At 72.4% G+C, this 22,668-nt stretch carries 22 protein-coding genes and 1 pseudogene; 14 read left to right on the top strand and 9 right to left on the bottom strand.

Annotated elements, in window-relative coordinates; genetic code table 11:
- Nucleotides 1–44 precede the first annotated feature (44 nt).
- Nucleotides 45–344, top strand: coding sequence for an EthD domain-containing protein (locus tag ABD901_RS29640; protein WP_345131470.1), 300 nt, complete (start codon nt 45–47; stop codon nt 342–344).
- A gap of 211 nt (nt 345–555) precedes the next feature.
- On the opposite strand, the gene ABD901_RS29635 is transcribed toward ABD901_RS29640, so the two are convergent.
- The gene (locus ABD901_RS29635) at nt 556–3,444 is read right to left on the bottom strand and encodes an AAA family ATPase (protein WP_345131467.1); all 2,889 of its coding nucleotides are present in this window, start codon (nt 3,442–3,444) and stop codon (nt 556–558) included.
- A gap of 214 nt (nt 3,445–3,658) precedes the next feature.
- The gene (locus tag ABD901_RS29630) at nt 3,659–4,771 is read right to left on the bottom strand and encodes an MFS transporter (protein WP_345131610.1); all 1,113 of its coding nucleotides are present in this window, start codon (nt 4,769–4,771) and stop codon (nt 3,659–3,661) included.
- Nucleotides 4,772–4,849: 78 nt separating this feature from the next.
- Between ABD901_RS29630 and ABD901_RS29625 the strand changes: the two genes are divergently transcribed.
- The gene (locus ABD901_RS29625) at nt 4,850–5,899 is read left to right on the top strand and encodes a LacI family DNA-binding transcriptional regulator (RefSeq protein ID WP_345131465.1); all 1,050 of its coding nucleotides are present in this window, start codon (nt 4,850–4,852) and stop codon (nt 5,897–5,899) included.
- A 143-nt stretch (nt 5,900–6,042) separates the two neighbouring features.
- Here ABD901_RS29625 and cpt read toward each other — a convergent pair whose 3' ends face one another.
- Both cpt and ABD901_RS29615 read right to left on the bottom strand, forming a co-directional pair.
- Nucleotides 6,043–6,600, bottom strand: a complete 558-nt coding sequence (cpt, locus tag ABD901_RS29620; RefSeq protein WP_345131464.1) for a chloramphenicol phosphotransferase CPT — start codon at nt 6,598–6,600, stop codon at nt 6,043–6,045.
- 243 nt (nt 6,601–6,843) lie between these two features.
- The gene (locus ABD901_RS29615; protein WP_345131462.1) at nt 6,844–7,827 is read right to left on the bottom strand and encodes a zinc-dependent alcohol dehydrogenase family protein; all 984 of its coding nucleotides are present in this window, start codon (nt 7,825–7,827) and stop codon (nt 6,844–6,846) included.
- An 87-nt stretch (nt 7,828–7,914) separates the two neighbouring features.
- Between ABD901_RS29615 and ABD901_RS29610 the strand changes: the two genes are divergently transcribed.
- Together ABD901_RS29610 and ABD901_RS29605 are read left to right on the top strand one after the other, a co-directional pair.
- Nucleotides 7,915–8,298, top strand: a complete 384-nt coding sequence (locus ABD901_RS29610) for a winged helix-turn-helix transcriptional regulator (RefSeq protein ID WP_345131460.1) — start codon at nt 7,915–7,917, stop codon at nt 8,296–8,298.
- Between the two features lie 87 nt (nt 8,299–8,385).
- The gene (locus ABD901_RS29605) at nt 8,386–9,228 is read left to right on the top strand and encodes an alpha/beta fold hydrolase (protein ID WP_345131458.1); all 843 of its coding nucleotides are present in this window, start codon (nt 8,386–8,388) and stop codon (nt 9,226–9,228) included.
- Here ABD901_RS29605 and ABD901_RS29600 read toward each other — a convergent pair.
- Complete coding sequence (locus tag ABD901_RS29600) at nt 9,225–9,917, bottom strand: response regulator (RefSeq protein WP_345131456.1); 693 nt, start codon at nt 9,915–9,917, stop codon at nt 9,225–9,227. The genes ABD901_RS29605 and ABD901_RS29600 overlap by 4 nt on opposite strands.
- 19 nt (nt 9,918–9,936) lie before the next feature.
- Nucleotides 9,937–11,550, bottom strand: a complete 1,614-nt coding sequence (locus ABD901_RS29595; protein WP_345131454.1) for an ATP-binding protein — start codon at nt 11,548–11,550, stop codon at nt 9,937–9,939.
- Between the two features lie 91 nt (nt 11,551–11,641).
- On the opposite strand from ABD901_RS29595, the gene ABD901_RS29590 reads away from it, so the two are divergent.
- From ABD901_RS29590 to ABD901_RS29560, 7 genes are all read left to right on the top strand, one after another.
- Entirely contained in the window at nt 11,642–13,033 is a 1,392-nt protein-coding gene (locus tag ABD901_RS29590) for a cation:dicarboxylate symporter family transporter (protein ID WP_345131452.1), read from the top strand.
- Between the two features lie 139 nt (nt 13,034–13,172).
- Nucleotides 13,173–14,111: a quinone oxidoreductase family protein gene (locus ABD901_RS29585; protein ID WP_345131450.1), complete on the top strand. Its 939-nt coding sequence runs from the start codon at nt 13,173–13,175 to the stop codon at nt 14,109–14,111.
- A 118-nt stretch (nt 14,112–14,229) separates the two neighbouring features.
- Complete coding sequence (locus ABD901_RS29580) at nt 14,230–14,652, top strand: cytochrome c oxidase subunit 4 (protein ID WP_345131449.1); 423 nt, start codon at nt 14,230–14,232, stop codon at nt 14,650–14,652.
- Nucleotides 14,649–16,310: an aa3-type cytochrome oxidase subunit I gene (gene ctaD / locus ABD901_RS29575; protein ID WP_345131447.1), complete on the top strand. Its 1,662-nt coding sequence runs from the start codon at nt 14,649–14,651 to the stop codon at nt 16,308–16,310. The genes ABD901_RS29580 and ctaD overlap by 4 nt, the downstream gene beginning before the upstream one ends.
- 19 nt (nt 16,311–16,329) lie before the next feature.
- Entirely contained in the window at nt 16,330–16,974 is a 645-nt protein-coding gene (locus ABD901_RS29570; RefSeq protein ID WP_345131445.1) for an HhH-GDP family DNA glycosylase, read from the top strand.
- Nucleotides 16,975–17,091: 117 nt separating this feature from the next.
- Entirely contained in the window at nt 17,092–17,895 is an 804-nt protein-coding gene (locus tag ABD901_RS29565) for a mechanosensitive ion channel family protein (protein ID WP_345131443.1), read from the top strand.
- A gap of 23 nt (nt 17,896–17,918) precedes the next feature.
- The gene (locus ABD901_RS29560) at nt 17,919–18,146 is read left to right on the top strand and encodes a hypothetical protein (protein ID WP_345131442.1); all 228 of its coding nucleotides are present in this window, start codon (nt 17,919–17,921) and stop codon (nt 18,144–18,146) included.
- A gap of 10 nt (nt 18,147–18,156) precedes the next feature.
- Here ABD901_RS29560 and ABD901_RS29555 read toward each other — a convergent pair whose 3' ends face one another.
- Both ABD901_RS29555 and ABD901_RS29550 read right to left on the bottom strand, forming a co-directional pair.
- Entirely contained in the window at nt 18,157–19,044 is an 888-nt protein-coding gene (locus ABD901_RS29555) for a PhzF family phenazine biosynthesis protein (RefSeq protein ID WP_345131440.1), read from the bottom strand.
- 10 nt (nt 19,045–19,054) lie between these two features.
- Nucleotides 19,055–19,429 (bottom strand): winged helix-turn-helix transcriptional regulator, encoded by a 375-nt coding sequence (locus tag ABD901_RS29550; RefSeq protein ID WP_345131438.1) that lies wholly within the window; start codon nt 19,427–19,429, stop codon nt 19,055–19,057.
- 132 nt (nt 19,430–19,561) lie between these two features.
- Here ABD901_RS29550 and ABD901_RS29545 point away from each other — a divergent pair, with 132 nt between their 5' ends.
- From ABD901_RS29545 to ABD901_RS29535, 3 genes and pseudogenes are all read left to right on the top strand, one after another.
- Nucleotides 19,562–20,125, top strand: a complete 564-nt coding sequence (locus ABD901_RS29545; protein WP_345131435.1) for an NADPH-dependent FMN reductase — start codon at nt 19,562–19,564, stop codon at nt 20,123–20,125.
- 39 nt (nt 20,126–20,164) lie between these two features.
- Nucleotides 20,165–20,329: a hypothetical protein gene (locus ABD901_RS29540; protein WP_345131433.1), complete on the top strand. Its 165-nt coding sequence runs from the start codon at nt 20,165–20,167 to the stop codon at nt 20,327–20,329.
- Nucleotides 20,330–20,332: 3 nt separating this feature from the next.
- A pseudogene (locus tag ABD901_RS29535) lies at nt 20,333–21,547 on the top strand (MFS transporter); the annotation flags it as partial.
- Between the two features lie 114 nt (nt 21,548–21,661).
- Here the strand turns inward: ABD901_RS29535 and ABD901_RS29530 are convergent.
- Nucleotides 21,662–22,648: an FUSC family protein gene (locus tag ABD901_RS29530; RefSeq protein ID WP_345131432.1), complete on the bottom strand. Its 987-nt coding sequence runs from the start codon at nt 22,646–22,648 to the stop codon at nt 21,662–21,664.
- Nucleotides 22,649–22,668 lie beyond the last annotated feature (20 nt).

The following is a 22,668-nucleotide window of genomic DNA, read 5'->3' as shown; positions in this document are numbered from 1 at the left end:
CCCCGCTTGCGTCATCACCCTGAAATCATGCAAGGAGACGAGCCATGCCCACCAAGATCACGTTGATCATCGGCAATCCCGCGAACCCGGACGAGTTCGAGAAGGCCTACGCTGACGTGCGGCAGGCCGCGGATACGTTCCCGAAGCTGCGGCGGGTTGAATCGGCCAAGGTGTGGCCGAAGGAGGACGGCTCCGCCACCCCCGCGTACCGGACGCTCGACCTGTACTTCGACAGTTACGAGGACGCCTCCGCCGCAGTCGCGACGCCCGTTGCCGGTGCCGTCTTCGGCGGGCTCACGGCGACGCAGGTGACGATCACGGGGCTGTTCTCGGACATCGAATAGCTACGGGCGAACCGGCTGTGCCCGGAGGTCGCCGGGCCGGCCGGTTGTCGCCGTGAAACGGGCCGAGATCCGCAGTCGAGCACCGCGTGGAGCCGGGCCGCCCGTGACGGACCCGGTCGAGTGCCTCGTCCATCTCTCGGGTCACCGTGATCGGGTCGGTGACGCCGCCGGGCGGCCTGTGCGAGCTGATCGCGGCAGGTATGGCAGGCGTTCAGGACGTCGAGCCTGGAGTGATCGTCTCCAGCGCGTCGCGTAGGGCGGCGCGTGAGGTGATGCCGAGCTTCGGGAAGATCCGGTGCAGGTGAGCGCCGACGGTGCGGTGGGACAGGTGCATCTGTTGGCCGATTTGTTTGTTGGTCAGGCCGGTGGCGGCCAACGTGGCGATCTGTCGTTCCTGCGCGGTGAGTGCGGCGCTGGTGTTCGGTCCGGTGATGGTGGCGATCCCGGTGGCGCGCAGTTCGTTGTTGGCCCGCGTTGCCCAGGGCCGGGCACCCAGTCGGTCGAGGGTGCCCAGGGCGGCGCGTAGGTGCAGGCGGGCGCGGGTGGTGTCCCGGGTGCGGCGTAGCCGTTGTCCGTAGGCGAGTTGGATGCGGGCCTGTTCGAAGGGCCACCGGTCGGCCTCGGGCAGGGACAGTGCGGCCTCGAACAGCGGGCCGGCCTGGTCGTCGTCGGCGGCCAGGGCCGCGGCCCCGGCGGTGATCAACGCTGTGCGGGTGGAGATGCGGTCAATGCCGGCCTGTTGGGAGGCGGCAACGTGCGCCCGGGCCTCGTCCATCCGCCCGGTGCGGACGGCCGCCTCAACCAGATCCAGCAGTGTCCAGCGGCCGGGGACGCCGGAGTTGGGCCCGCCGGCCGGGTTGACCCGCGACGCATGCGCGTGAGCCCCTTCGTAGTCACCCTGGCCCAACGCCATGAGGGTGCGGGTGTGCCCGGCGGACGCTTGCGTCATCCCAACGCGGCGCGGCGCCGCCCAAGTCGTGATCTCGTCGAGGGTCTGGGCGAGTCCCACGTTCCCGCGGCCGGCTGCGATGTATGCCAAGTGAACTCGATGCTGACCCTCAAGAAGGTGGTAGCCATGAGCCGCTGCCAGGTCCAGCCCCTCCCGCGCCAGGTCCTCGGCCTCGTCCCACTGCCCGTGGTGATACGAGTCGATGCAGAGCAGCAGCAACCCGGCAATGACCATGGTAATCGCACCGCCGTCGCGTTCCTGTTCGACCATGCGCCGGACCAGGTACCGGTAGTCGGACAGGGCATCCACCCCGACGGCCGCGTAGGCCAGAGGCATGACCTGCCAGGGCGCCGCGTCGGCGGGCAGAGCCGCGAAGGCGTGGGCGAGTCCCTCCCGGACCGTGTCGGCGGTCCGGGCGGGGTCCACGAACGCGTCGTAGCACAGCCGAAACGGGGTTACGGTCTGCGGGGCGAACCGTGCCAGCGCGGAGTTGAGCAGTTCCCACGGCTCGGGTCGGGCGCCGTAGATGCCGACGAGCAGCAGCGTGAACAGGATCCCGTTCGAGTCCCAGTCGTTGGCTCTGGGGGCGTCGCCGACATCATCGAGCGCCCGGGCCAGCAGCCGGTGAGCAGCATCAACATCGCCCTCAACAGCCGTAAGGAGGTAGGCCGTGACGGCGAAGGCCAGCCCGGTCGGCGTGTCCGGTGCCTGCCCGGCGTCTGCCAACAACCGGGGCACCTGGTCGAATTGACCGGTCATGTTGGCGAGGAAAGCGGCCTCGACCAGCCGGCGGCACCGATCGGCCGGATGCGGGCTGAGTTCACCGGCGCGTATCAGCGCGGCCACCGCGGCGGACGCACCGTGCCTCCGGTCGGAAACGGTCGCATCGTCCAACGATCGAGTCGCCGCGCTGGACAGGGCGCCGCTCTGCCAAGCGGCCAGGGCAGCCTCGTCCAGCGCGCGGGCCACGACCTCGTCCGGTCCGGTCGCGGCCGCCGCCAGATGCCACGCCCGACGAGACGGGTCGTCGGCCAAGGCCGCGGCTAGGGCCCGGTGCGCCGCTCGGCGCTCACGCTGCGACGACAGTTGCACAATCGCCGAGCGGATCAGCGGATAGCGAAACGACATGACGCCGGCGTCCATATCCACGCGGAGCAGGCCCGCCCGATGCGCCGGCGCGAGGTCGTCGACGTCCATGCGGCCTTGTAAGGCGGTTCGGATGGTGGCCAGGCTGACGTCGGCTTCCAGCGCGGCCAGTAGCAGGAGCTTTCGGGTCGGTGCGGGCAGTGCCCGCATCTCGGCGGCAAAGATTGCCGTCAGCCGTCTGTTCAGGGGCAGCAACGCAGGTAGCGGGTCTTGGCCGCGGCGCAGCCGGTCGGTCAGCGATGCGGGCAGTTCCCGCAACGCAAGCGGGAGGCCGGCCGCCTCGGCCAGCAATCGACGGCGTACCAGAGGCGCTAGCTCCGGATACTGCGCGTCCAACAACATGGCCGCCTGCTGCTCCGCCAGCGGCCCGATCTCCCGCTCAGGCAGCCCGACCTGGTCGAAAATGCACTCGGCATCGGTGCGTGCGGCGGCGAGAAACTTGATCGGATCATCGCCGATGCGGCGGACGCTGAACCCCAGGACCGTGGCGCTGGTGCGGTCGATCCACGGCACGTCGTCGATCAGCACCAGTAGCGGGCGCTCGGCGGCCGCTTCGCGCAGTAAGGCGTGCACGGCCGTCGAGATGGCCAGCGGATCCTGCGACGATCCCGCCGCGAGACCGAGGACCTGGTGAAGGACGTCGCGATGATGGCCGGCGAGCCGATCGACACCGTCGCTCAGCGGGTAGATCAGCTGGTGCAACGCAGAGAAGCTGATATCGGTCTCGAACTCCACTCCGGAGGCGCGCAGCACCCGCATCCCGGCCGCCTCCGCCCGCGCCGCGGCTACATCCAGCAGCGCGCTCTTACCTACCCCGGGGTCGCCGCGCAAAAGTAGGCCTGGGCCGACGTGGCCGCGCCCGGCGAGCAACGAGTCGATCAACTCCAGCTCGTCTGCGCGGCCAAGCAGATCGACTACAGGCCGTGAGCTTACCGGATGCCCGGTCTGGTGATGTTTGTCAAAAAGGCCCTGATCGACCAGCCAGGAAGAGTCTGCACCGATCACCGCGCGAAGATCCCGTCTTCTGAGGCGCCTGGCGTCCCTGAGCAGCTCATGCTCTACCCTGCCGGCGCCTTCTGATCGTCGTCCCGTGTCCCCGCAGGGCAAGCGAGACCAGCAGTACTTTCGTATAGAGTCTGCCACTCTCCGTAGCCGGAGTTGTGTGAGCTGCCTCACAGGACCGTGATCGGTCAGGGTCCCGGCGGCACGTACCGCACGGTCATTGCGCTCGCAGCACCGGCGTGAGGACGAACAACCAGGCGGCGAGACCGCCCACGGCGACCATCGCCCCGCGCAGCCCGGCGCCGTCGGCCCACAGCCCGACGTAGACCGGGCCGAGGAGAAACCCGAGGTACGACACGGTCGTGACCAGCGACGTCGCGCGACCCCGGCGGGACTCGTCGACGTTGCGCTGCGCGATGCCGATGAGGGTCGGGAACAGCACAGCGGTCCCGGCGGCGGCGACCGCCAGGCCCACTGCCGCGATGGCCAGCGTCGGTGCGGTGGCGACGATGACCGCGCCGGCCGCGGCCCCGGCCGCGCCGGCCAGCAGCACGGTCCGCGCGTGGGCCGGCTTGAGGCCGCCGGCGGAGAAGCGCGTGACGGCGACCGTTGCCGCGAACACGGCGGGTGCGACGGCGCTCAACCCGCCACCCGCGTGCAGTTCGTGCTGCGCGAAGACCGCACTCCAGCTCTGGTGCGCGTTCTCGCTGGCGAATGCCAGCGCGCCGAGCACCCCGATGAGCAACAACGGGGCGCTCGGTGGCCGGCGCTCCGGTGCATTGTTGAAGTGCGTCTGCGGATTCGGCACCGTGTGGCGGGCAGGCAGTGTCCGGAGCATCGCGGCGCCCGCGATCAGCGACAACGCGGCGACAGCGGCGAACGGGACAGCGAGCGGCAAAGACGCGGCGGACGCCAGCCCGGTCGCCAGACTGGCGAGGACGACCGCGCTGGAGAAGACACCGTGCGCGCGGGTGATGACGGGCCGGCCGGCGAGCGCCTCGGCGCGTCCGGCGACCGCGTTGATGGCCACATCGGCCGCGCCGCTGGTGGCGCCGACGAGCGCGAGCCCGGCGCACAGGCTCGGCAGGTTGACCGCGGTCACCGCCAGCCCGGCACCCGCGCAGCCGAGCGCGCCGATGACGAGCGCCGCGACCGACAACCCCCACCGATCCAACGCCCGGCCCGCCAGCAGCATCGCCGGGAGCGCGCCGGCACCGACGAACAGCAGCGCGACGCCGAGCCGAGTTTCATTGATGCCTGTCTGGTACTGCACGCGCGGTACCGATGCGCCCCAAACGCCCCAGAAGGAGCCAAAGGCAGCGAAGGCCATGAAGGCCGATGCGATCGTTGCGCGGGGTGCCGGTGCCATCGGTGTAACGATACACATCGAGCCGGTAGGCTGGAACCCATGGAATCGCCGGTCGCCGCGAAGCGGGTGACGCTCGCGCAGGTCGCGGAGCTGGCGGGCGTGTCGGTAATGACCGCCTCCTACACCTACAACCGGCCGGGACGGGTCTCTGACGACGCCAGGTCCAAGGTGCTCGCGGCGGCGGCCGAACTCGGCTACTCCGGACCCGACCCGAGCGCCCGGTCGCTGCGCCGCGGCACCACCCGCACGCTCGGCGTCGTGCTCGGCGAGCACCTGACCTACGCGTTCGAGGACCCGCAGGCCGCGTCCTTCCTCGCCGGCATCGCCGACGTCTGCGCCGACCGCGGCTACGGCATGACGATCCTGCCGATCACCGGCGCCGCCGACGACACCGAGCGGATCCGGGCCGCAGCCGTCGACGGGTTCATCGTGTGGACAACGTCGGACGACGACCCGATCCTGGGGGCCGTGCGGGCGATGCGCCGTCCCGCGGTGGTGCACGGTGGTCCAGCGGTCGACGGCCTGGAGCTGGTGAGCATCGACAACCGGGCGGCGGCGCGCGCGATCGGAGCCGTCGCCTTCGCGGGTGCCAAACGTCCGGCCGTGGTCAGCTTCCCGCTGTCGCGGGCCCGGATCAGCGCCATCACCGGCGGCCCGGACACCTCGGGCGTGCTGTTCCCGGTGACGCGGGAGCGACTGGAGGGCTACCGGCAGGCGGCCGAGGCGACCGGCGTTGCGTGGCACGACGTGGTCGTCGCGGTGTGCGCGCACAACGATGCGACGGAGGCCGAGCGGATCGCGGCCACGCTGCTGTCCTCGACCGAGCCGCCCGATGCGATCGCCGCGATGAGCGACGAGCAGGCCGCCGGTGTCGTACGGGCGGTGCGTGCCGCCCGCCTTGCCGTGCCGCACGACGTGGCGGTGACCGGATGGGACGACGCAGCGGTGGCGGCGCGGCTCGGGCTGACCACGGTGGCGCAGTCGCTGCGCGAACAAGGCGCGACATGCGCACGAGCCGCGCTTGGGCAACCGCCCGACTCCGGTGCCGCGTCGTGGTCCGTGGTACGCAGGGCCAGCACCCGCGCCTGACGATCCGTGCGGCGCGCAGCCGGCTCATGCGTCACCGGCCGCCGCCTGGCGGTCGCTGCGGCCAAGGGCATCCGCACCGGCCCGAAGACGATTCTCCGTGATGCGGTCGGCGATGAGCCGCCGCTCCAACTGGGCGACCCACCCTACTCTGGCGAGCCCGATTGGCGTCCGCTCACGTGTTGGGCGATGGCGCGGGCGCAGTCGAGTGACTCGGTGTTGGTGGTGTCGACCTCCAGGTCGTACACGACGCCCTTGTGAACCGTCTCGGCCTGCAGCGCAGCCATCCCGGGTGCCCGGTTGCCCCGGGCGAACTCCCGGGCCTCGGCGGCCTCCGGCGAGCACCGCACGCCGACCCACAGCACCTGCAGGCCTTCGAGGTGGCCGCGGAGGCGCTCCTGACTGACCCGGCCGTCAAGGAAGTTGTCGTCGATGATGATCCGTGCGCCCGCTCGGGCCATGGCGGCAACGCCCTTGGTCCAGGCTGTCTCGATCGCGCGCCAGTCGTCGCCGAGGACGACCTCGCCGCCCTGCCCGAACGAGATGCCTGCGCCGGAGTCGAGCAGCGCGGGCGGCAGCCGCTCGATCAGGTCGTCGACGCCCATGTTGATCCACGGCTGCGGGAGGATTGCCTTGAGACAGCGGACGATGCCCGACTTTCCGGAGCTCGATCCGCCGTTCAGCACGATGACGTCAGTGCTCATGTGATGGACTCGCCTTCCCGAGATGGTGCGTTTCCCGTGCGACGGCGCGGCCGGAGCGCCGTGCGTACGAGGCCGGCCTGCCAGCGTAGTGGCGCGCACGGTCGCGCGGCGCAGGGTTTTGGGGGTGACGCGACCGCGACTACGGGTCACCGATCCGCAGACGACGCGGCTACTTCTGCCGCAACCCTTGACGCATAGGCCCGACTGATGGGCACGGACCTGTTAGCGGCAGGCGCACCGTTCCTAGACCGTGACGACGATCTTCCTCCCGGCGTGGAGCCCCTTCTCGAGGTGGCCGTGTGCCTCGACGACGTCGTCGAGGGCGAACACCTTGTCGATGGCGGGCCGCAGTGCACCGAGGCGTACACCAGCGTTCAGGAAGGCCGCCATGCGCCTCACCACGACGGCGTCGAGCGTGTGCTCGAAGCTCCGGTAGCTGAAGATCGTGAGCGGCGCGCTTCGCGGGAACGACGTGGGCCGAGGGTCCAGGAAGCCCGCGGCGACCAGTGTTCCGCCCGGGCGGGCCGCCTTGAGGAGATCCTGCTGGCCGGGGCCCATGACAACGTCGAGGACGATGTCGGCGCCGGTCCCGCCGGTGTGGTGGCGGACGGCTTCGACGACGTCCTCGTGATCGGTGGCGATGACCGCGGTGGCGCCGGCGGCGAGCAGGTCGTCCTTCTTCGCAGTGTGCCGAGTGATGGCGATGGGCACGGCGCCGATCTGATTGGCGATCTGGATCGCCGCCCGGCCGACGCTGCCGGACGCGGCAGTGATGAGGACGTGGTCGCCGGGCCGCATCCTCGCCTTCTCGACGAGCGCGCCGTAGGCGGTGGAGTACGCGACCCAGATCGCCGCCGCCTCCGTGATTGCGAGCCCCGCCGGCCGGGCGACGACCCGGCTCGCGGGGATCGTGGTGTACTCGGCGTAGCTGCCCCTGACGCTCGCGTCCGGAATGGCCGTGAGGATGACCGGATCGCCGATCTCCAGCCCAATGACCTCGGGGCCCAGCGCGTCGACGACGCCGGTTCCTTCGACGCCGAGGCGAGCGTGTGGCAAGGGGACGGTTGCGGGCGAGGTGCCGGAACGCATCATCTGGTCGAGCGGGTTGACGGCGAACGCTTCGATCCTGACCCGTACCTCGCCGGCTGCCGGCTCGACGACCGGCTCCTCGACGACGTGCATGACATCCGGCCCGCCGAACTCGTCGAACACGACCACTCGTGGCATGTTGGCTCCTCCGCATCTGGTGCTGGTTTCGTTGCTCGCGGAAGACGTTACGGAGCCGTGAGTTACCTCCTGGTACCTTCGACTTTCATGCAGAACGGGGCTGGACCAGCCTTCCTCGCCGACTGCCCCACGCGCCTGGCGGTCGAGATCATCTCCGACAAATGGGCCGTGCTCGTGCTCTTCGGGCTCAGCCATCAACCTCGCAGGCACGGTGAGCTCGTCGACCTCATCGGCGGCATCTCGCGCAAGGTCCTCACCCAGACGCTGCGCCGGCTCCAGCAGTACGGTCTGGTCGAACGCCGTGCCGAAGCGCCACGGCGGGTCGAGTACAGCCTCACCGACCTCGGCCGGACCCTCGTCGAGCCCATCGAGGTCCTGACGAACTGGGCGAGGGACTACGGCGGGGCCATCGTCGACTTCCAGGAGGCGGCGGAAGCCGCCGCTCCTGCTCGGGCTCGCGCGGCGGGTTGATCTTGGCGAGGGGCGGCCCCGCAGGTGGGGACGCAGGGCCACGCCGCCGGGGCTGTTTGACGCTGCACGACGGGGTACAGCGCACGAATGGACGTACAGCATCATCGCGCCGAAACCAACGGGATCAGGCTGCACTACGTGACCGGTGGGCACGGACCGGTCGTGCTGGGGCTGCACGGCTGGCCGGAGTCGCACCGGCAGTACCTGCGCCTGATCGAGCGTATGGGCGACCGGTACCGCTTCGTCGCGCCGGACCTGCGCGGCTGCGCCGACAGCGACAAGCCGTTCGCCGGCTACGAGCCGGAGACGATCGCCGCCGATCTGCTGGGAGTGCTCGACGCCGAGGGGGTGGAGCGCTTCCACATCGTCAGCCACGACCTCGGCGGGCCGCCGGCCGTCGCGCTGGCCTACCTGGCGGGGGAGCGGGTGCTGTCCCTCGCCACGATCGAGACGCCGTTCTTCGGCCTGGACTACCCCGGCTACGTCGACCCGCGCGTGCCCTACTGGCACCTCGGCATGCACATGAACATGGACATCACGCGGATGCTGATCGAGGGCAAGGAGGAGCAGTACCTGCGGCACTTCTTCCGCGACTTCGCCTACAACCCCGACGCGGTGCCGGAGGCCGAGGTGCAGGCCTACGTCGCGCAGATGCGCCAGCCGGGCAACCTGCGGGGCAGCCTGAACCTGTACGGGTACATCCCGCAGATGGCCGAGCAGACCCGCCGCCTGACGCGCAGGAAGCTCGAGGCGCCGATGATGGCGTGGGGCGGTCGAGCGTCGTTCGGCACGCACTGCATCGACAGCGCCCGCGCGATCGCCACGGAGGCGCACGGCGGCGTCATCGAGGAGTGCGGCCACTGGGTGTTCCAGGAGCGCCCGGAGTTCATCTGCGACCAGCTCGACCGCTTCTGGGCCGGCAAGCTCTAGGTGCCCGCCCGCCCGGGGATCCAGCGGTACTCCACCTCGGGCCGCCCGGCGCCGCGATAGCGCAGGTGACGGACCACGGCGCCGGCCTCGGCCAGGTGCTCGAGGTAGCGGCGCGCCGTGATCCGCGACGCCTGCAGCGCCTGCGCGACCTCGCCGGCCGACATGCCCGTGCCGGCGGCGCCGCGCACCAGGCCCGCGACCGCGGTCAGCGACTCCGGGCTCATGCCCTTCGGCAGGCGGGCCGGGTCCGGCCCGCGCAGCGTCGCGAGCAGGCCGTCCACCTCCTGCTGGCCGGCGACCGCGTCGACGGCCGCGGCCTGCTCGCGGTACTCCCGGTAGCGCTCCAGCTTGTCCCGCAGCGCCGCGAACGCGAACGGCTTGAGCAGGTAGTGCACGATGCCCTGCGACACCGCCGCCCGGACGATCTCCAGGTCGCGGGCGGAGGTGACGGCCATGACGTCGGCGGGGTGCCCGGCGGCGCGCATCTTGCGCACCACTTCGAGGCCGTGCATGTCCGGCAGGTTCATGTCCAGCAGCACCAGGTCGACCCGGGTGCGCTCCAGGGACCGCAGCGCCTCGGCGGCGCTCAGCGCGCGGCCGGCGACCGCGAAGCCGGGCACCCGCCGCACGTACAGCTCATGCGCGTCGGCGGCGATCGGCTCGTCCTCCACCACCAGGACCTCGATCATGTGACCACCAGGACCTCGATCATGTGACCGCGCCGATCGCGGCGGTGCGGCGCACCCGGACGGTGAACGCCGAGCCCTCGATGTCGATGTCACCGCCGTGGCGGCGCACCGCCTGACCGACGAGGGCCAGGCCCAGGCCGCGCCCGGCCGGGCCGGCGGCCGGCTTCGTCGACCAGCCGCGCTCGAAGGCGCGCGCCACGTCGGCCGGGTCGAGGCCCGGGCCGGAGTCAGCGACCCGCAGTACCAGCTCGTCGCCGCGCATCGCGGCGGCGAACTCCACGCGGCGCGGCGGAGGCGCGGCCAGCGCGGCGTCGATGGCGTTGTCCAGCAGGTTGCCGACGATGGTGACGAGATCCCGGGCGGGCAGCAGCGCCTCCGGTACGTCGGCGTCGGGCGACACGGCGAGGTCCACGCCCCGCTCGCTCGCCTCGCTCGCCTTGCCCAGCAGCAGCGCGGCCAGCACCGGCTCGCGCACGGCGCCGACGACGCGGTCGGTGAGCCCCTGCGCCACCGCCAGCTCCTGCGCGGCGAAGTCGAGGGCCTGCTCGGGCCGGCCGAGCTCGATGAGCGACAGCACGGTGTGCAGCCGGTTCGCGGCCTCGTGCGCCTGCGCGCGCAGCGACTCGGCGAAGCCGCGCACCGAGTCCAGCTCGCCGGCGAGGGCCTGCAGGTCGGTGTGGTCGCGCAGGGTCACCACCGTGCCGAGCGGGGCGCCGTCCGGTCGGGCGCCGGCGGGTGCCTGGTTGATGACGAGGACGCGGTCGCCGGCGAGGTGGATCTCGTCCGTGCGGGGCTGCCCCGTGGCCAGCGCCTGCCCGAGCGCGGTGGGCAGCCCGGCCGCGCCGACCGGGCGGCCCAGTGCCGCGTCGTCGAGGTCGAGCAGGCGGTTCGCCTCGTCGTTGGCCAGCAGCAGCCGGCCCTCCCGGTCGAGCAGCAGCAGGCCCTCGCGCACGGCGTGCAGGACCGCGTCGTAGAACTCGAACAGCCGGGCCAGCTCCGCCGGGCCGAGGTCGTGCGTCTCCCGCCGCAGCCAGCGGCTCACCAGCCACGAGCCGGCCGCGGCGACCAGCAGCGCGAGCGCGCCCGTGACGAGCAGGGTCGGCAGCTGGCCGCGCAGGGTGCGGGCCACCGACTGCAGCTTGATGCCGACGGAGACGAGGCCGACGACCCGGCCGCCGTCGAGGACCGGCACCACGGCCCGCATCGACGGGCCGAGCGTGCCGGTGAACGTCTCCGTGAGCGCCCGGCCCCGCTGCGCCTGGTCGATGGTGCCCAGGAAGTGCCCGCCGATCTGGCGGCGGTCCGGGTGCGTGTACCGGATGCCGTCGCGCGTCATCACGACCACGAAGTCGGTGGCGGTGTCGTGGGCGACCGCGTCGGCGACCGGCAGCAGCACCGCGGTCGGGTCGGGCGCGGCGAGCCCGGCCCGCACGGCGGGGGAGTCGGCCACGCTCCACGCGACGCCGAGCACCTTCTGCCGGGCGGCGTCGAGGGTGGCGTGGTCGGCCTGCACGTACGCGCCGAGCAGGCTGCCGGAGACGACCACGGTGATGATCGTGAGCTGCAGCGCGAGCAGCCGGGTGGCCAGGCTCCAGCGCCGCGGCACGAGCGAGCGCATCGGCGAGCGGGACATAGGGGATGCTGACACGCCGGCGTTGCGGCCGTCACGTGTACGCAATGAACGCAATAGTGACCGGGGTCACTCCGGCTCCCATGCTCTGGCCATGTCAACCGCCGCCACCCCCACCCCAGCGCCGCCGCGTCGGCGCGACCGCACCACCTACCTGTACCTCGCCGTCGTCCTGGCGGTGATCGCCGGCGCGGTCTTCGGGCTGCTCGCCCCGAAGGCGGCGCTGGAGGCCAAGCCGCTGGGCACCGGCTTCGTCAACCTGATCAAGATGATGATCAGCCCGATCATCTTCTGCACGATCGTGCTCGGCGTCGGCTCGGTGCGCCGGGCCGCCAGCGTCGGGCGGGTCGGCGGCCTGGCGCTGGGCTACTTCCTGGTCATGTCGACCGTGGCGCTGGCGATCGGCCTCGTCATCGGCAACCTGCTGCACCCCGGCGCCGGGCTGCACCTCACCGCCGCCGCCAAGGCCGCCGGCGCGAAGCAGGCCGCGAACGCGCCCGCCTCGACCGTCGACTTCCTGCTCGGCGTCATCCCGACCAGCCTGTTCTCGTCGCTGACCGCCGGCGCCGTGCTGCAGACCCTGCTGGTCGCGCTGCTCGTCGGCTTCGCCCTGCACGCGATCGGCCCCTCCGGCCGGGCGATCCTGACCGGCGTGGAGCACCTGCAGCGGCTCGTGTTCCGCATCCTCGCGATGATCATGTGGCTGGCGCCGATCGGCGCGTTCGGCGCCATCGCCGCGGTCGTCGGCGCCGGCGGCTGGAAGGCGATCGAGAGCCTGCTGCAGATCATGCTCGGCTTCTACCTGACGTGCGCGATCTTCGTGTTCGTCGTGCTCGGCGCGCTGCTGCGCACGGTTGCCGGGGTCAACATCCTGTTGCTGCTGCGGTACCTCGCGAGAGAGTTCCTGCTCATCCTGGGCACCTCGTCATCGGAGTCGGCCCTGCCGCGCCTGGTCGCCAAGATGGAGCACCTGGGCGTCTCGCGCACGGTGGTGGGCCTGACCGTGCCGACCGGGTACTCGTTCAACCTCGACGGCACCGCGATCTACCTCACGATGGCGTCGCTGTTCATCGCCGACGCGCTGGGCAACCCGCTGAGCGTGGGCCAGCAGGTCTCGCTGCTGCTCTTCATGATCATCGCCTCGAAGGGCGCGGCCGGCGTCACCGGCGCCGGCCTGTCCACCCTCGCCGGCGGCCTGCAGGCGCACCGGCCCGAGCTCGTCGACGGCGTCGGCCTGATCGTCGGCATCGACCGGTTCATGTCGGAGGCGCGGGCGCTGACGAACTTCGCCGGCAACGCCGTCGCCACCGTCCTGGTCGGCAAGTGGACCGGCGGGTTCGACCGCGAGCGTTGCGCGGAGGTCCTGGCCGGCAACGCACCGTTCGACGAGCGCACCATGCTCGACGACCACGCCCCGGCCCCCGCGTCCGAGGACCCGGACCCCACTTCCACCCCCACCACCACCCTTACTCCCGCTGCCGGTTGACCGATCGTTCCGGTCCAGCTTGGGCGACGGCTCCCGGCCCGCGCCGGGTGCCGTCGCCGGCTGCGGCCGCGGGTAGCATGAGGGGCGTATCGACCGTTTCGTCCGCTCTGGTCAGCCGCGCCTCGAGGAGGTCCCTGACATGGCAGTGCGATGGATTGCGCCGCGCTTCGGCGGCCCCGAGGTCCTCACCCTCGTCAACACCGACGTCCCGCCGCCCGGCCCGGGCGAGGTGACGATCGACGTGCGGGCCGCCGGCGTCAACCCGGCCGACTACAAGCACATCGCCGCCTCGCGCGGCACCGACCGCGAGCTGCCGCTGCCGATCGGCTATGAGGTCGCCGGCGTGCTCAGCGCGATCGGACCGGGCACCGAGATCGCCTCCGGCGGTGGCGCGGCCGGCGACCCGGTCGTGGCGTTCCGCATCAGCGGCGGATACGCCTCCGCGGTCACCGTGCCGGCGAAGGACGTCTTCGCCAAGCCCGCCGCGCTGGACTACCCCGCCGCGGCAAATCTCCTGCTGGCCGGCACCACCGCCGCCGAGGCCCTGCACGTGACCGGGGTGGCGAAGGGCGAGACGGTGCTCGTGCACGGCGCGTCCGGCGCCGTCGGCGTCAGCGTGCTGCAGCAGGCCCGCGAGCTCGGCGCCGTCGTCGTGGGCACGGCGAGCGAGCACAACTTCGACGTCCTGCGCCGCTTCGGCGCCGAGCCGATCGCCTACGGCCCCGGGCTGCTCGACCGGGTCCGCGCCGCGGCGCCCGAGGGCGTCGCCGCGGTCATCGACACTGTCGGCACCGCCGAGGCCGTCGACTCCGTGCGCGAGCTGCTCCCCGACGCCTCCCGCGCCGTCACGATCGTCGCCTCCGACCGCTCGCGGGCGGCCGGCATCACCGCGATCGGCGGCAACATGCCGGCCAGCGCCGCGTACCGCGACGGCGTCCGCGCTCACCTGCTCGAGCTGGCGGCGGACGGCCGGCTCGTCGTGCCGGTCACCCGCACCTTCCCGCTCGCACAGGCCCTCGCCGCGATCGACCTCGTCCGCGGCGGTCACCCGGGCGGCAAGGTGGCACTCATCCCCTGAGCGTTTGGCCCCTGTCGCTGAGCGTGCCGCTGCTCGTAGCCGAAGAGGTCGCGTGCCATCCGCGGCCAGGTTGTTTGAGGGGCTCCGGGCGGGTTAATGGCCGCCAGGGAGGTGGGAGGTGCGGACCGAGGCCAAGGTATTCGGAGTCATATCGCTGTTCCTGCTGTCCGCGACGGGCGTCTACTTTTGGTGGACCGGCGCCGGGGCGGCCGCGCATCCGGAGTATTCGGGCACGCTGACGCTCGGGCTGTCGGGCGTGATGAGCCTGCTGTGCGCGGGTTACTGCTGGCTGGTCGCGCGCCGAATGCCGCCGCGGCCCGAGGACCGGCCCGACGCGCAGGTCGCCGACGGCGCCGGGACGGTGGGGTTCTTCGCGCCGGGCGGGTACTGGCCGGTCGGCATCGCGGTATCGGTCGCCGTCGGCGCTGTCGGCATCGCGGTGGGGCAGTGGTGGCTGCTCGTCGTCGCCACCATCGCTGCGCTGTTCACCACGGCCGGGCTGCTCTTCGAGTTCTACGCCGGAACGCCGGAGTCCCGATGACACGGGCGCGCGCGGACGCGGACGTAGACACGGTCCACACTCCGCAGCTGGCCGGGCCGCTGCGGCGCACCCCGCCCGGCAGCCGGATCGTGAGCCTGCTGGGCACCACCGACGCCAAGCAGATCGGCGTGCTGTACCTGGTGACGTCCTTCGGCTTCTTCATCGCCGGCGGCCTCATGGCGCTGCTGATGCGCGCGGAGCTCGCCCGGCCCGGGCTGCAGTTCCTCTCCACCGAGCAATACAACCAGCTGTTCACCATGCACGGCACGATCATGCTGCTGCTGTTCGCCACGCCGCTGGTCTTCGGCTTCGGCAACTACCTGGTGCCGCTGCAGATCGGCGCCGCCGACGTCGCGTTCCCGCGGCTGAATGCGCTGGCCTACTGGCTGTACCTCACCGGCGGCCTCGTCACCATCGGAGGCTTCGCGAGCCCGGGCGGCGCGGCCGACTTCGGCTGGTTCGCGTATGCGCCGCTCAACGCCCAGATCAACTCGCCGGGCGTGGGCGCCGACCTGTGGATCATGGGCCTGGCCGTCTCCGGCGCCGGCACCGTGATCGGCGCCGTCAACATGATCACGACGGTGATCACGCTGCGCGCGCCCGGGATGACGATGTTCCGGATGCCGATCCTGACCTGGAACACCTTCGTCACCGCGCTGATGGTGCTCCTGGCGTTCCCGGTGCTCACCGCGGCGCTGCTGGTGCTGGAGGCCGACCGCAAGCTCGGCGCGCACGTCTTCGACGCGGACTACGGCGGGGCGCTGCTGTGGCAGCACCTGTTCTGGTTCTTCGGCCATCCCGAGGTGTACATCGTGGCGCTGCCGTTCTTCGGCATCGTCACCGAGATCCTGCCGGTCTTCTCCCGCCGCCCGGTCTTTGGCTACAAGGGCCTCGTCGGCGCCACCATCGCCATCGCCGTGTTGTCCATGAGCGTGTGGGCGCACCACATGTTCGTCACCGGCAACGTGCTGCTGCCCTTCTTTTCGTTCCTGTCGTACCTCATCGCCGTGCCAACCGGCATCAAGTTCTTCAACTGGATCGGCACGATGTGGCGCGGCCAGCTGACGTTCCCGACGCCGATGCTGTGGTCGATCGGCTTCCTCGTCACGTTCCTGTTCGGTGGCCTGTCGGGCGTGCTGCTCGCCTCGCCGCCGATGGACTTCCACGTCAGCGACACGTACTTCGTCGTCGCGCACATGCACTACGTCCTGTTCGGCACGATCGTGTTCGCCGCGTTCGCCGGGCTCTACTTCTGGTTCCCGAAGATCACCGGCCGGATGCTCGACGAGCGCCTGGGCAAGCTGCACTTCTGGCTCACGTTCGTGGGCTTCCACACCACGTTCCTCGTCCAGCACTGGCTCGGCACGAAGGGCATGCCGCGCCGCTATGCGGACTACCTGCCGACCGACGGCTTCACGGTGTACAACACCATCTCGAGCATCGGATCGCTCATCCTCGGCGTCGCGATGGTGCCGCTGCTGTACAACCTGTGGTCCTCCTACCGCTTCGGCCGTCGCGTCGAGGGCAACGACCCCTGGGGGTACACCAACTCGCTGGAGTGGGCGACCACGTGCCCGCCGCCGCGGCACAACTTCACCCGCCTGCCCCGCATCCGCTCCAGCCGGCCCGTCTTCGACGACGTGCACGGTGCCGTTTGAAAATGGGTACTTGTTGAACATGAGTACGAGGGACCGGCACACGGTCGCGGTCCTGCTCGAGCAGCAGGGCCGCACCTTCGCCGAGGAAGCCGGCATCCGGCTCGCCGACAAGCCGGCGCCGCTGTACCAGCTGCTCGTGCTCTCGACGCTGCTCAGCGCGCCCATCACGTCCGTCGTCGGGATCGGCGCCGCGCGCGAGCTGTTCGCCACCGGCTACCGCACGCCTCGCGCCATGCTGCAGGCGACCTGGCAGGACCGGGTCGACGCGCTCGGCCGCGGGCACTACCGCCGCTACGACGAGCGGACCGCGACGATCCTGGCCGACGGCGCGGAGCTGTGCCTGAGCCGCTGGGGCGGGGACCTGCGCCGCCTGCACGCGGACGCCGGCGCCGGCGCGGCCGGCGTGCGGGACCGGCTCACCGACTTCCCCGGGATCGGCCCCACCGGCGCCGACATCTTCGTGCGCGAGGTACAGGCGGTCTGGGCCGACGTCGCGCCGTTCGTCGACCGGAGGGTCACCGCCGGCGCGGAACGGCTGCACCTGCCCTCGACGCCCGAGGCCATCGCCCGGCTCGCCGAGCGGCGACGGCTGCCCGAGCTGACGGCGGCGCTCGTGCGCGTCGGCCGCGACCGCAAGGCCGCCGACGCCGTTCTCGCCGCCTGACCCACCCGTGATCTGTGTCACCGGCCACGCCGGTGCCGGCCGCGGCCGCCATGATCACCGATGCCTCCGCGAGGTATCGTCGCCGTCGGTGCTCATTCGGCGGAGGAGGTTCAGGGCATGGTCTGGCTGCGCGGACGACGCAACGGCGACGATGCTGCGACGGCACACCACGCACCCTCCCTCGGCGCGCTGCGGGTCATGGAGCTGCGCGTGCGGCCCGACTTCCGCAAGACCGTCGTCTTCGGCGCCATCGCATTCATCGCCCTGGTCGCCGGCCACGACATCGGCGGTGTGCACGCCGAGTCGCTGCGGGTCCGGCTCATCGCCTACGGCTGCGCGCTGATGACCGCGATCTTCGGCGTGGCGGCCAGCCGCACGGCCGCGCGCGAGGTGCGGCGCATCGCCGTGGCCCGGGCGGGTGACGCGGCCGGGACGCCGCTTCGGCTGTTCGTGCTCCTCGGCGGGTACCTCATCGCCGCGCTCGCCGTCTGCGACCTGCTCGGCGTCCAGCTGCGCCAGGTCCTCGTCGGCGGCGCGATCACCGGCATCGTCGTGGGCCTGGCCGCCCAGCCGGTGCTGGGCAACCTCTTCGCCGGCCTGGTCCTGCTCTTCGCCCGCCCCTACGTGCCCGGCCAGCAGGTGCGGGTCATGTCCGGCGCCATCAACGGCCCGCACGTGGGCGTGATCGTCTCGGCCGGCCTGCTGTACACCGTGCTGGAAACCGCGGACGGCCCGCTCAACATCCCGAACTCGGCCCTGCTCGCCGCCGCCGTCGGCCCCGCGCCCCTGGACGCGGCGGCCGAGCCCGGCCTGTCCGACGCCGCCGGAGTGCCCCCGGTGCAGGACGGCGCCGCGCTGGCCACCGTCGTCGCGGGCGCCGAGTCGGGTGAGGACCGCAAGCACCCGGGCGTTTCCGGGTGACCGTTCGCGGGTAGCCGATTCGCATGATGCGATGGATCCCTGTGGCCGCCGGTGTGGCGGTCGGCTATGTCCTCGGCACCCGTGCGGGCCGCGAGAAGTACGTGCAGCTGGTCGAGGGCCTGCGCGACGTGCGCGCCAACCCGACCCTCGACCAGGTGCAGCGCACGGTCCGCAACGTGACCGGCCCGGCGAACTCCCGCACGCCCGCTGACGGCTCGGCGACCCTGGTGGCCGGTCACCCGCAGCCCTGAGCGCCGCCGCCTACCCGGCGGCCGGCAGCATCATGGTGCCCTGGGCGACGACGAGGCCGGACCCGCTGATGCGCACCCGCGGCCCGGACACGGTCACCGTGATCGTGCTCGGCCGGCCCATCGCGTGCCCCTGTTCGACGACGACGGTGCCGTCCCCGGCGGTCAGCACGGCGGCGAGGGGGCCGGCCGCGGTGCCGGTGGCCGGGTCCTCGGGGATGCCCATCGCCGGGTTGAAGAAGCGCGCGTAGGCGGTGGCGGCGGGGTCGACGGTGTCGTGCGTGTACAGGTAGCAGCCCTCGCCGACGTCGCGCAGCGCCGCGATGAGCCGGGCGGTGTCCGGCGCGGCCCGGTCGACGGCGGCGCGGTCGCGGATCGGGACGAGCAGGTGGCCGGCGCCGGTGGACACCACGCGGGCGGGCCGGTCGGGCACCAGGTCGTCCTCGGCCAGCCCGAGCGCGGCGGCGAGCCCGGCCCGGTCGGCGGCCTCGGCGCCGAAGACGGGCGCGGACTGGTCCATCGTGACGACGGGCGCGGCGGGGTCGGGGAGGCGGACGTGTACCGGCAGAATGTCCTCGCCGATGAGCTGCGTGAAGGCGCCCTCGCCGCCGTCGAGGCCGAGCCGCCCGGAAGCGGCCAGCCACAGCCAGGCGCCCAGCGCGTTGTGCCCGGCGCCGAAGACCTCCTCGCCGGTGGGCGTGAACGAGCGCAGCCGCCACGTCGCGTCCGGGCGCGGTGAGCGCAGCACGAACGTCGTCTCGGACTGGTTGAACTCGCGCGCGACGGCGCGCATCTGCGCGTCGGTCAGGCCGTCGGCGTCGGGCACCAGCGTGAGCGGCGCCCCGGTCAGCGGCGTCGCGGCGAACACGTCGATGTAGGCGAACTCGAAAGTCTCGGTCACGCGCACCACGTTACGGCCGGGTCCGGTTGGCCAGCACCGCACGCCCGTGCTCCTCGACCCAGCGGGCCAGGCCCTCCACCGGGCCGAGCAGCGTGCGCCCGAGCGGCGTCAGCGCGTACTCCACCCGCGGCGGCACCTCGGCGTGCACGCTGCGGGTCACCAGGCCGTCGCGCTCGAGGTCGCGCAGCGTCTTGGTGAGCAGCCGGTGCGAGATGCCGTCGACCCGCCGCTGGAGGTCGGTGAACCGCCGCCGCTCGTCGACGAGCGCGGCGACGACGGCGAGCGTCCACTTGTCGCCGATGGTGCTCAGCAGGCCGCGCAGCACCGCACGCAGATCGTCGTCCCGGCATGTGGACGAGGCCGGCTCGAGGCTCTGGGTCGTCATCGCTGCTCCGTTCCAAGACGCACCCGGAGGTGCCCGACGCACTCCATAGTGCCCTTTTCCGATCGGGAATCAAGACAGCCTCCGGGCCGCTCACACCGTTCGGACAACCGCATGAGTGAAGGAGTATGCGACGTGACCAGGATTGCCATCATCGTGGGCAGCGTGCGGCCGGGCCGGTTCGGGCGGGTCGTGGCCGACTGGGTGTACGACGAGGCGGTCAAGCGGGGCGACGCGGAGTTCGCGATCGTCGACCTCGCCGACCACCCGCTGCCGCACCTCGACGAGCCCGTGCCCGCCTCCGGGGGCAGCTACGCCAACGAGCACACGCGGGCGTGGGCGGGCGTCGTCGGCGGCTTCGACGGGTTCGTGTTCGTGACACCGGAGTACAACCACTCGACCACCGGCGTGCTGAAGAACGCGATCGACTACCTCTACGCCGAGTGGAACAACAAGGCCGCCGGGTTCGTCGGCTACGGCGTGGTGGGTGCCGCCCGCGCGGTCGAGCACCTGCGGCTGGTCGCCGCCGAGCTGCAGCTCGCGACGGTCCGCTCGCAGGTCGCGCTGTCGTTCTCCACGGACTTCGAGAACTTCACGACGCTGCGCCCGGGCCCGCATCAGTTCGACGCCTTGGGCACCACGCTGGACCAGGTGGTCGCCTGGTCCAACGCGCTGTCCCCGCTGCGTGTGGTGAATTAAACCTATCGGGTAAGTAGGAGTTCTGCTAACCTGCGACGCATGAGGTATCGGTGGTTTCTGGTGCAGGCGGCGCTCACGCGGCTCGCGTATCGCATCATCGGGTTCGGTGACGTGGAGCCGTTCTTCGGTGCCTCGGCGCAGGACGCCCCGATGTGGGCCGAGATCGCTGCCGACCAGCGCCTGCGCCGCATCGCCGCGCGCTGAGCGGTGGACCGTGCGCAACGCCTGGTCCTGCTCGTCTGCCTCGGCGCCGGCTGGACCACGCTGCTGGACCAGTCGATCCTCAACGTCAACCTGCCGGCCCTGCGCGCCTCGCTCGGCGCGGGCGACGCCACGCTGCAGTGGATCATGGCCGGCTACTCGCTCACCTTCGGCCTCGCCCTCGTTCCCGCCGGCCGGCTCGGCGACATGTTCGGCCGGCGGGGGCTGTTCGCCGGCGGCCTCGCGCTCTTCGGGGCCGCCGGCGTCGTCGCGGCCTGCGCCGACCGCGCCTGGCTGGTGGCGGCCGCCCGGCTCGTCCAGGGCATCGGCGCCGGCACCGTCAACCCGCAGATCATCGGCCTGTTCCAGGACCTCTTCCAGGGCCGCGAGCGGGCCCGCGCCCTCGCCGCCTACGCCGTCATCGGCGGCCTGTCCGCGTCGGTCGGCCCGCCGCTGGGCGGCCTGATCCTGCAGCTGGCCGGCGCCGAGCCGGGCTGGCGGTACGTGCTGCTGCTGAATCTCCCGTTCGTCCTGGTCACCGCACCCCTCGGCCTGCGGCTGCTGCCCGCCGGCCGCCCGCCCAAGGGCCATCGCACCGACCTCGACGTGCCCGGCCTGCTGCTGCTCGGCGCGGCGACGGTGGCGCTGATCCTGCCGCTGGTCGGCACGCCGGGCGGCTGGCGCTGGGCGGTGCTCGCCGCCCTCGCCGCGGCCGGGCTCGTCGTGTGCGAGCGGCGCTACACCGCCTCGGGCCGCACCGCGCTGTTGTTGCCGGCCCTCACCCGCAGCCGGGGGTACGTCCTGGGCACCCTCGTCGCCATGAGCTACTTCGGCGCCACCCTCGCGCTGAACCTCGTGCTGTCGCTGTACCTGCAGGACGACCTCGGCTTCCCGCCGCTGGCCGCCGCGGCCATGTCGCTGCCCAGCGCCGTGGGCTTCGCCGCCGCCTCGGCCGCGAGCGCGTCCGTCCTCGCCCGCTTCGGCCGCCCCGGCGTCAGCGTCGCCATCGCCGTCGCCGCGGCCGGCATCGCGCTGGACGCCACCGCCGTCGCCCTGCTGCCCGGCGCCGCTCTCGTCGCCGTCCTGGCCGTCGGCCAGCTCGTCACGGGCGTGGCCGGCGGCCTCGTCAACGCCCCGAACCAGGCGCTGACCCTGCAGCACGCCCCGCCCGGGGCCAACGGGTTGAGCGCCGCCATCCTGCAGCTCGCGCAGCGCCTCGCGGCGAGCCTGGGCATCGCCGCGGCCACCGCCCTGTCCCTGGGCGGGGCGGGCCGCCCCGCGCTGGTGCGCGGCGTGCTGCTCTGCCTGACGCTCGTCGTCGCCGCGCTCGTCGCCTCAGCGGCGCTGGCGCGTGGCGAACGCGACCGCGACGCCCACGCCGACCCCGACCACGGTCTCGACCAGCCTGGAGAGGATCAGCTCGCCGACCGGCCGCCGGTCGGCCACCTGACCGATCAGTAGCGCCAGCGGGGTGATGAAGACCAGCGCGGCGGCGTAGTTGCGCGCCACCAGCAGCTCCGTCGCGGCCTGGCAGCCCACCACCAGGGCGATGACCCCCGGCATCGGCAGGGCCCACGCCAGCAGCCCGGCCGCGAGCGCGAGCCCGAGCAGCGTGCCGACCACCCGGTGCAGGCCCCGCGTCACCTGCAGGCGCAGCGTGATCACCGACAACGGTACGACCGACGCCGTCATCGCCCAGTACGGGTGGCCGAGCCCGGTCGCCGTCGTCACCGAGCCCGCGATCAGCACCGCCGCCGCGCAGCGCATCGCGTGCACCCGCCACCACTCCCGCGGCGCCGGGCTCGGGCCTCGGACGTCGGCCGCGGGCCCGGCGATGCACACCTCCATGACCCCCAGGGCGACCGCGAGCGCCGCGGTGCACGCGGCCACGAGCACCGCGGTGGCGATGCCGCGTGGGTGTACCGGAATCGCGGCACAGGTGGAGAATGCGAACACGGCGAACATCGGGCCCGCCGGCCGCCACGCGAACCGGTCGGACAGCACCGCGGCGCCCGCACCCCACACCGCCGCCAGCGGCACGGAGACCCAGGCCCGATGCGGCAGCGCGCCGACCGCGACGCCGCACCCGACCGCGGCGGTCAGCAGCGCGCCGACGCCGGCCTGCAACCGCCACCGCCGCGCCGAGCGGACCGCCCCGCCGTAGACGGACGCGAAACCGCCGAACGTCGCGTACGCCGCGTGGTCGAGCCGCCCGGCCCACCACAGCACGCTCAGCGCCACGAGCATCGTCGCCGCGGCCCGCGCCGCCACCCATCCGCTGCCGGGCGCGGGCGCGAACCGGACGGCGGCCGCGATCGTCATCAACGATCAACATACTGAGC

Origin of the sequence: Dactylosporangium darangshiense (assembly GCF_039537565.1) — a bacterium.
GTDB lineage: Bacteria > Actinomycetota > Actinomycetes > Mycobacteriales > Micromonosporaceae > Dactylosporangium > Dactylosporangium darangshiense.
The sequence above is the reverse complement of the archived record's forward strand: the minus strand, read 5'-3'. Positions and strand labels throughout refer to the sequence as shown.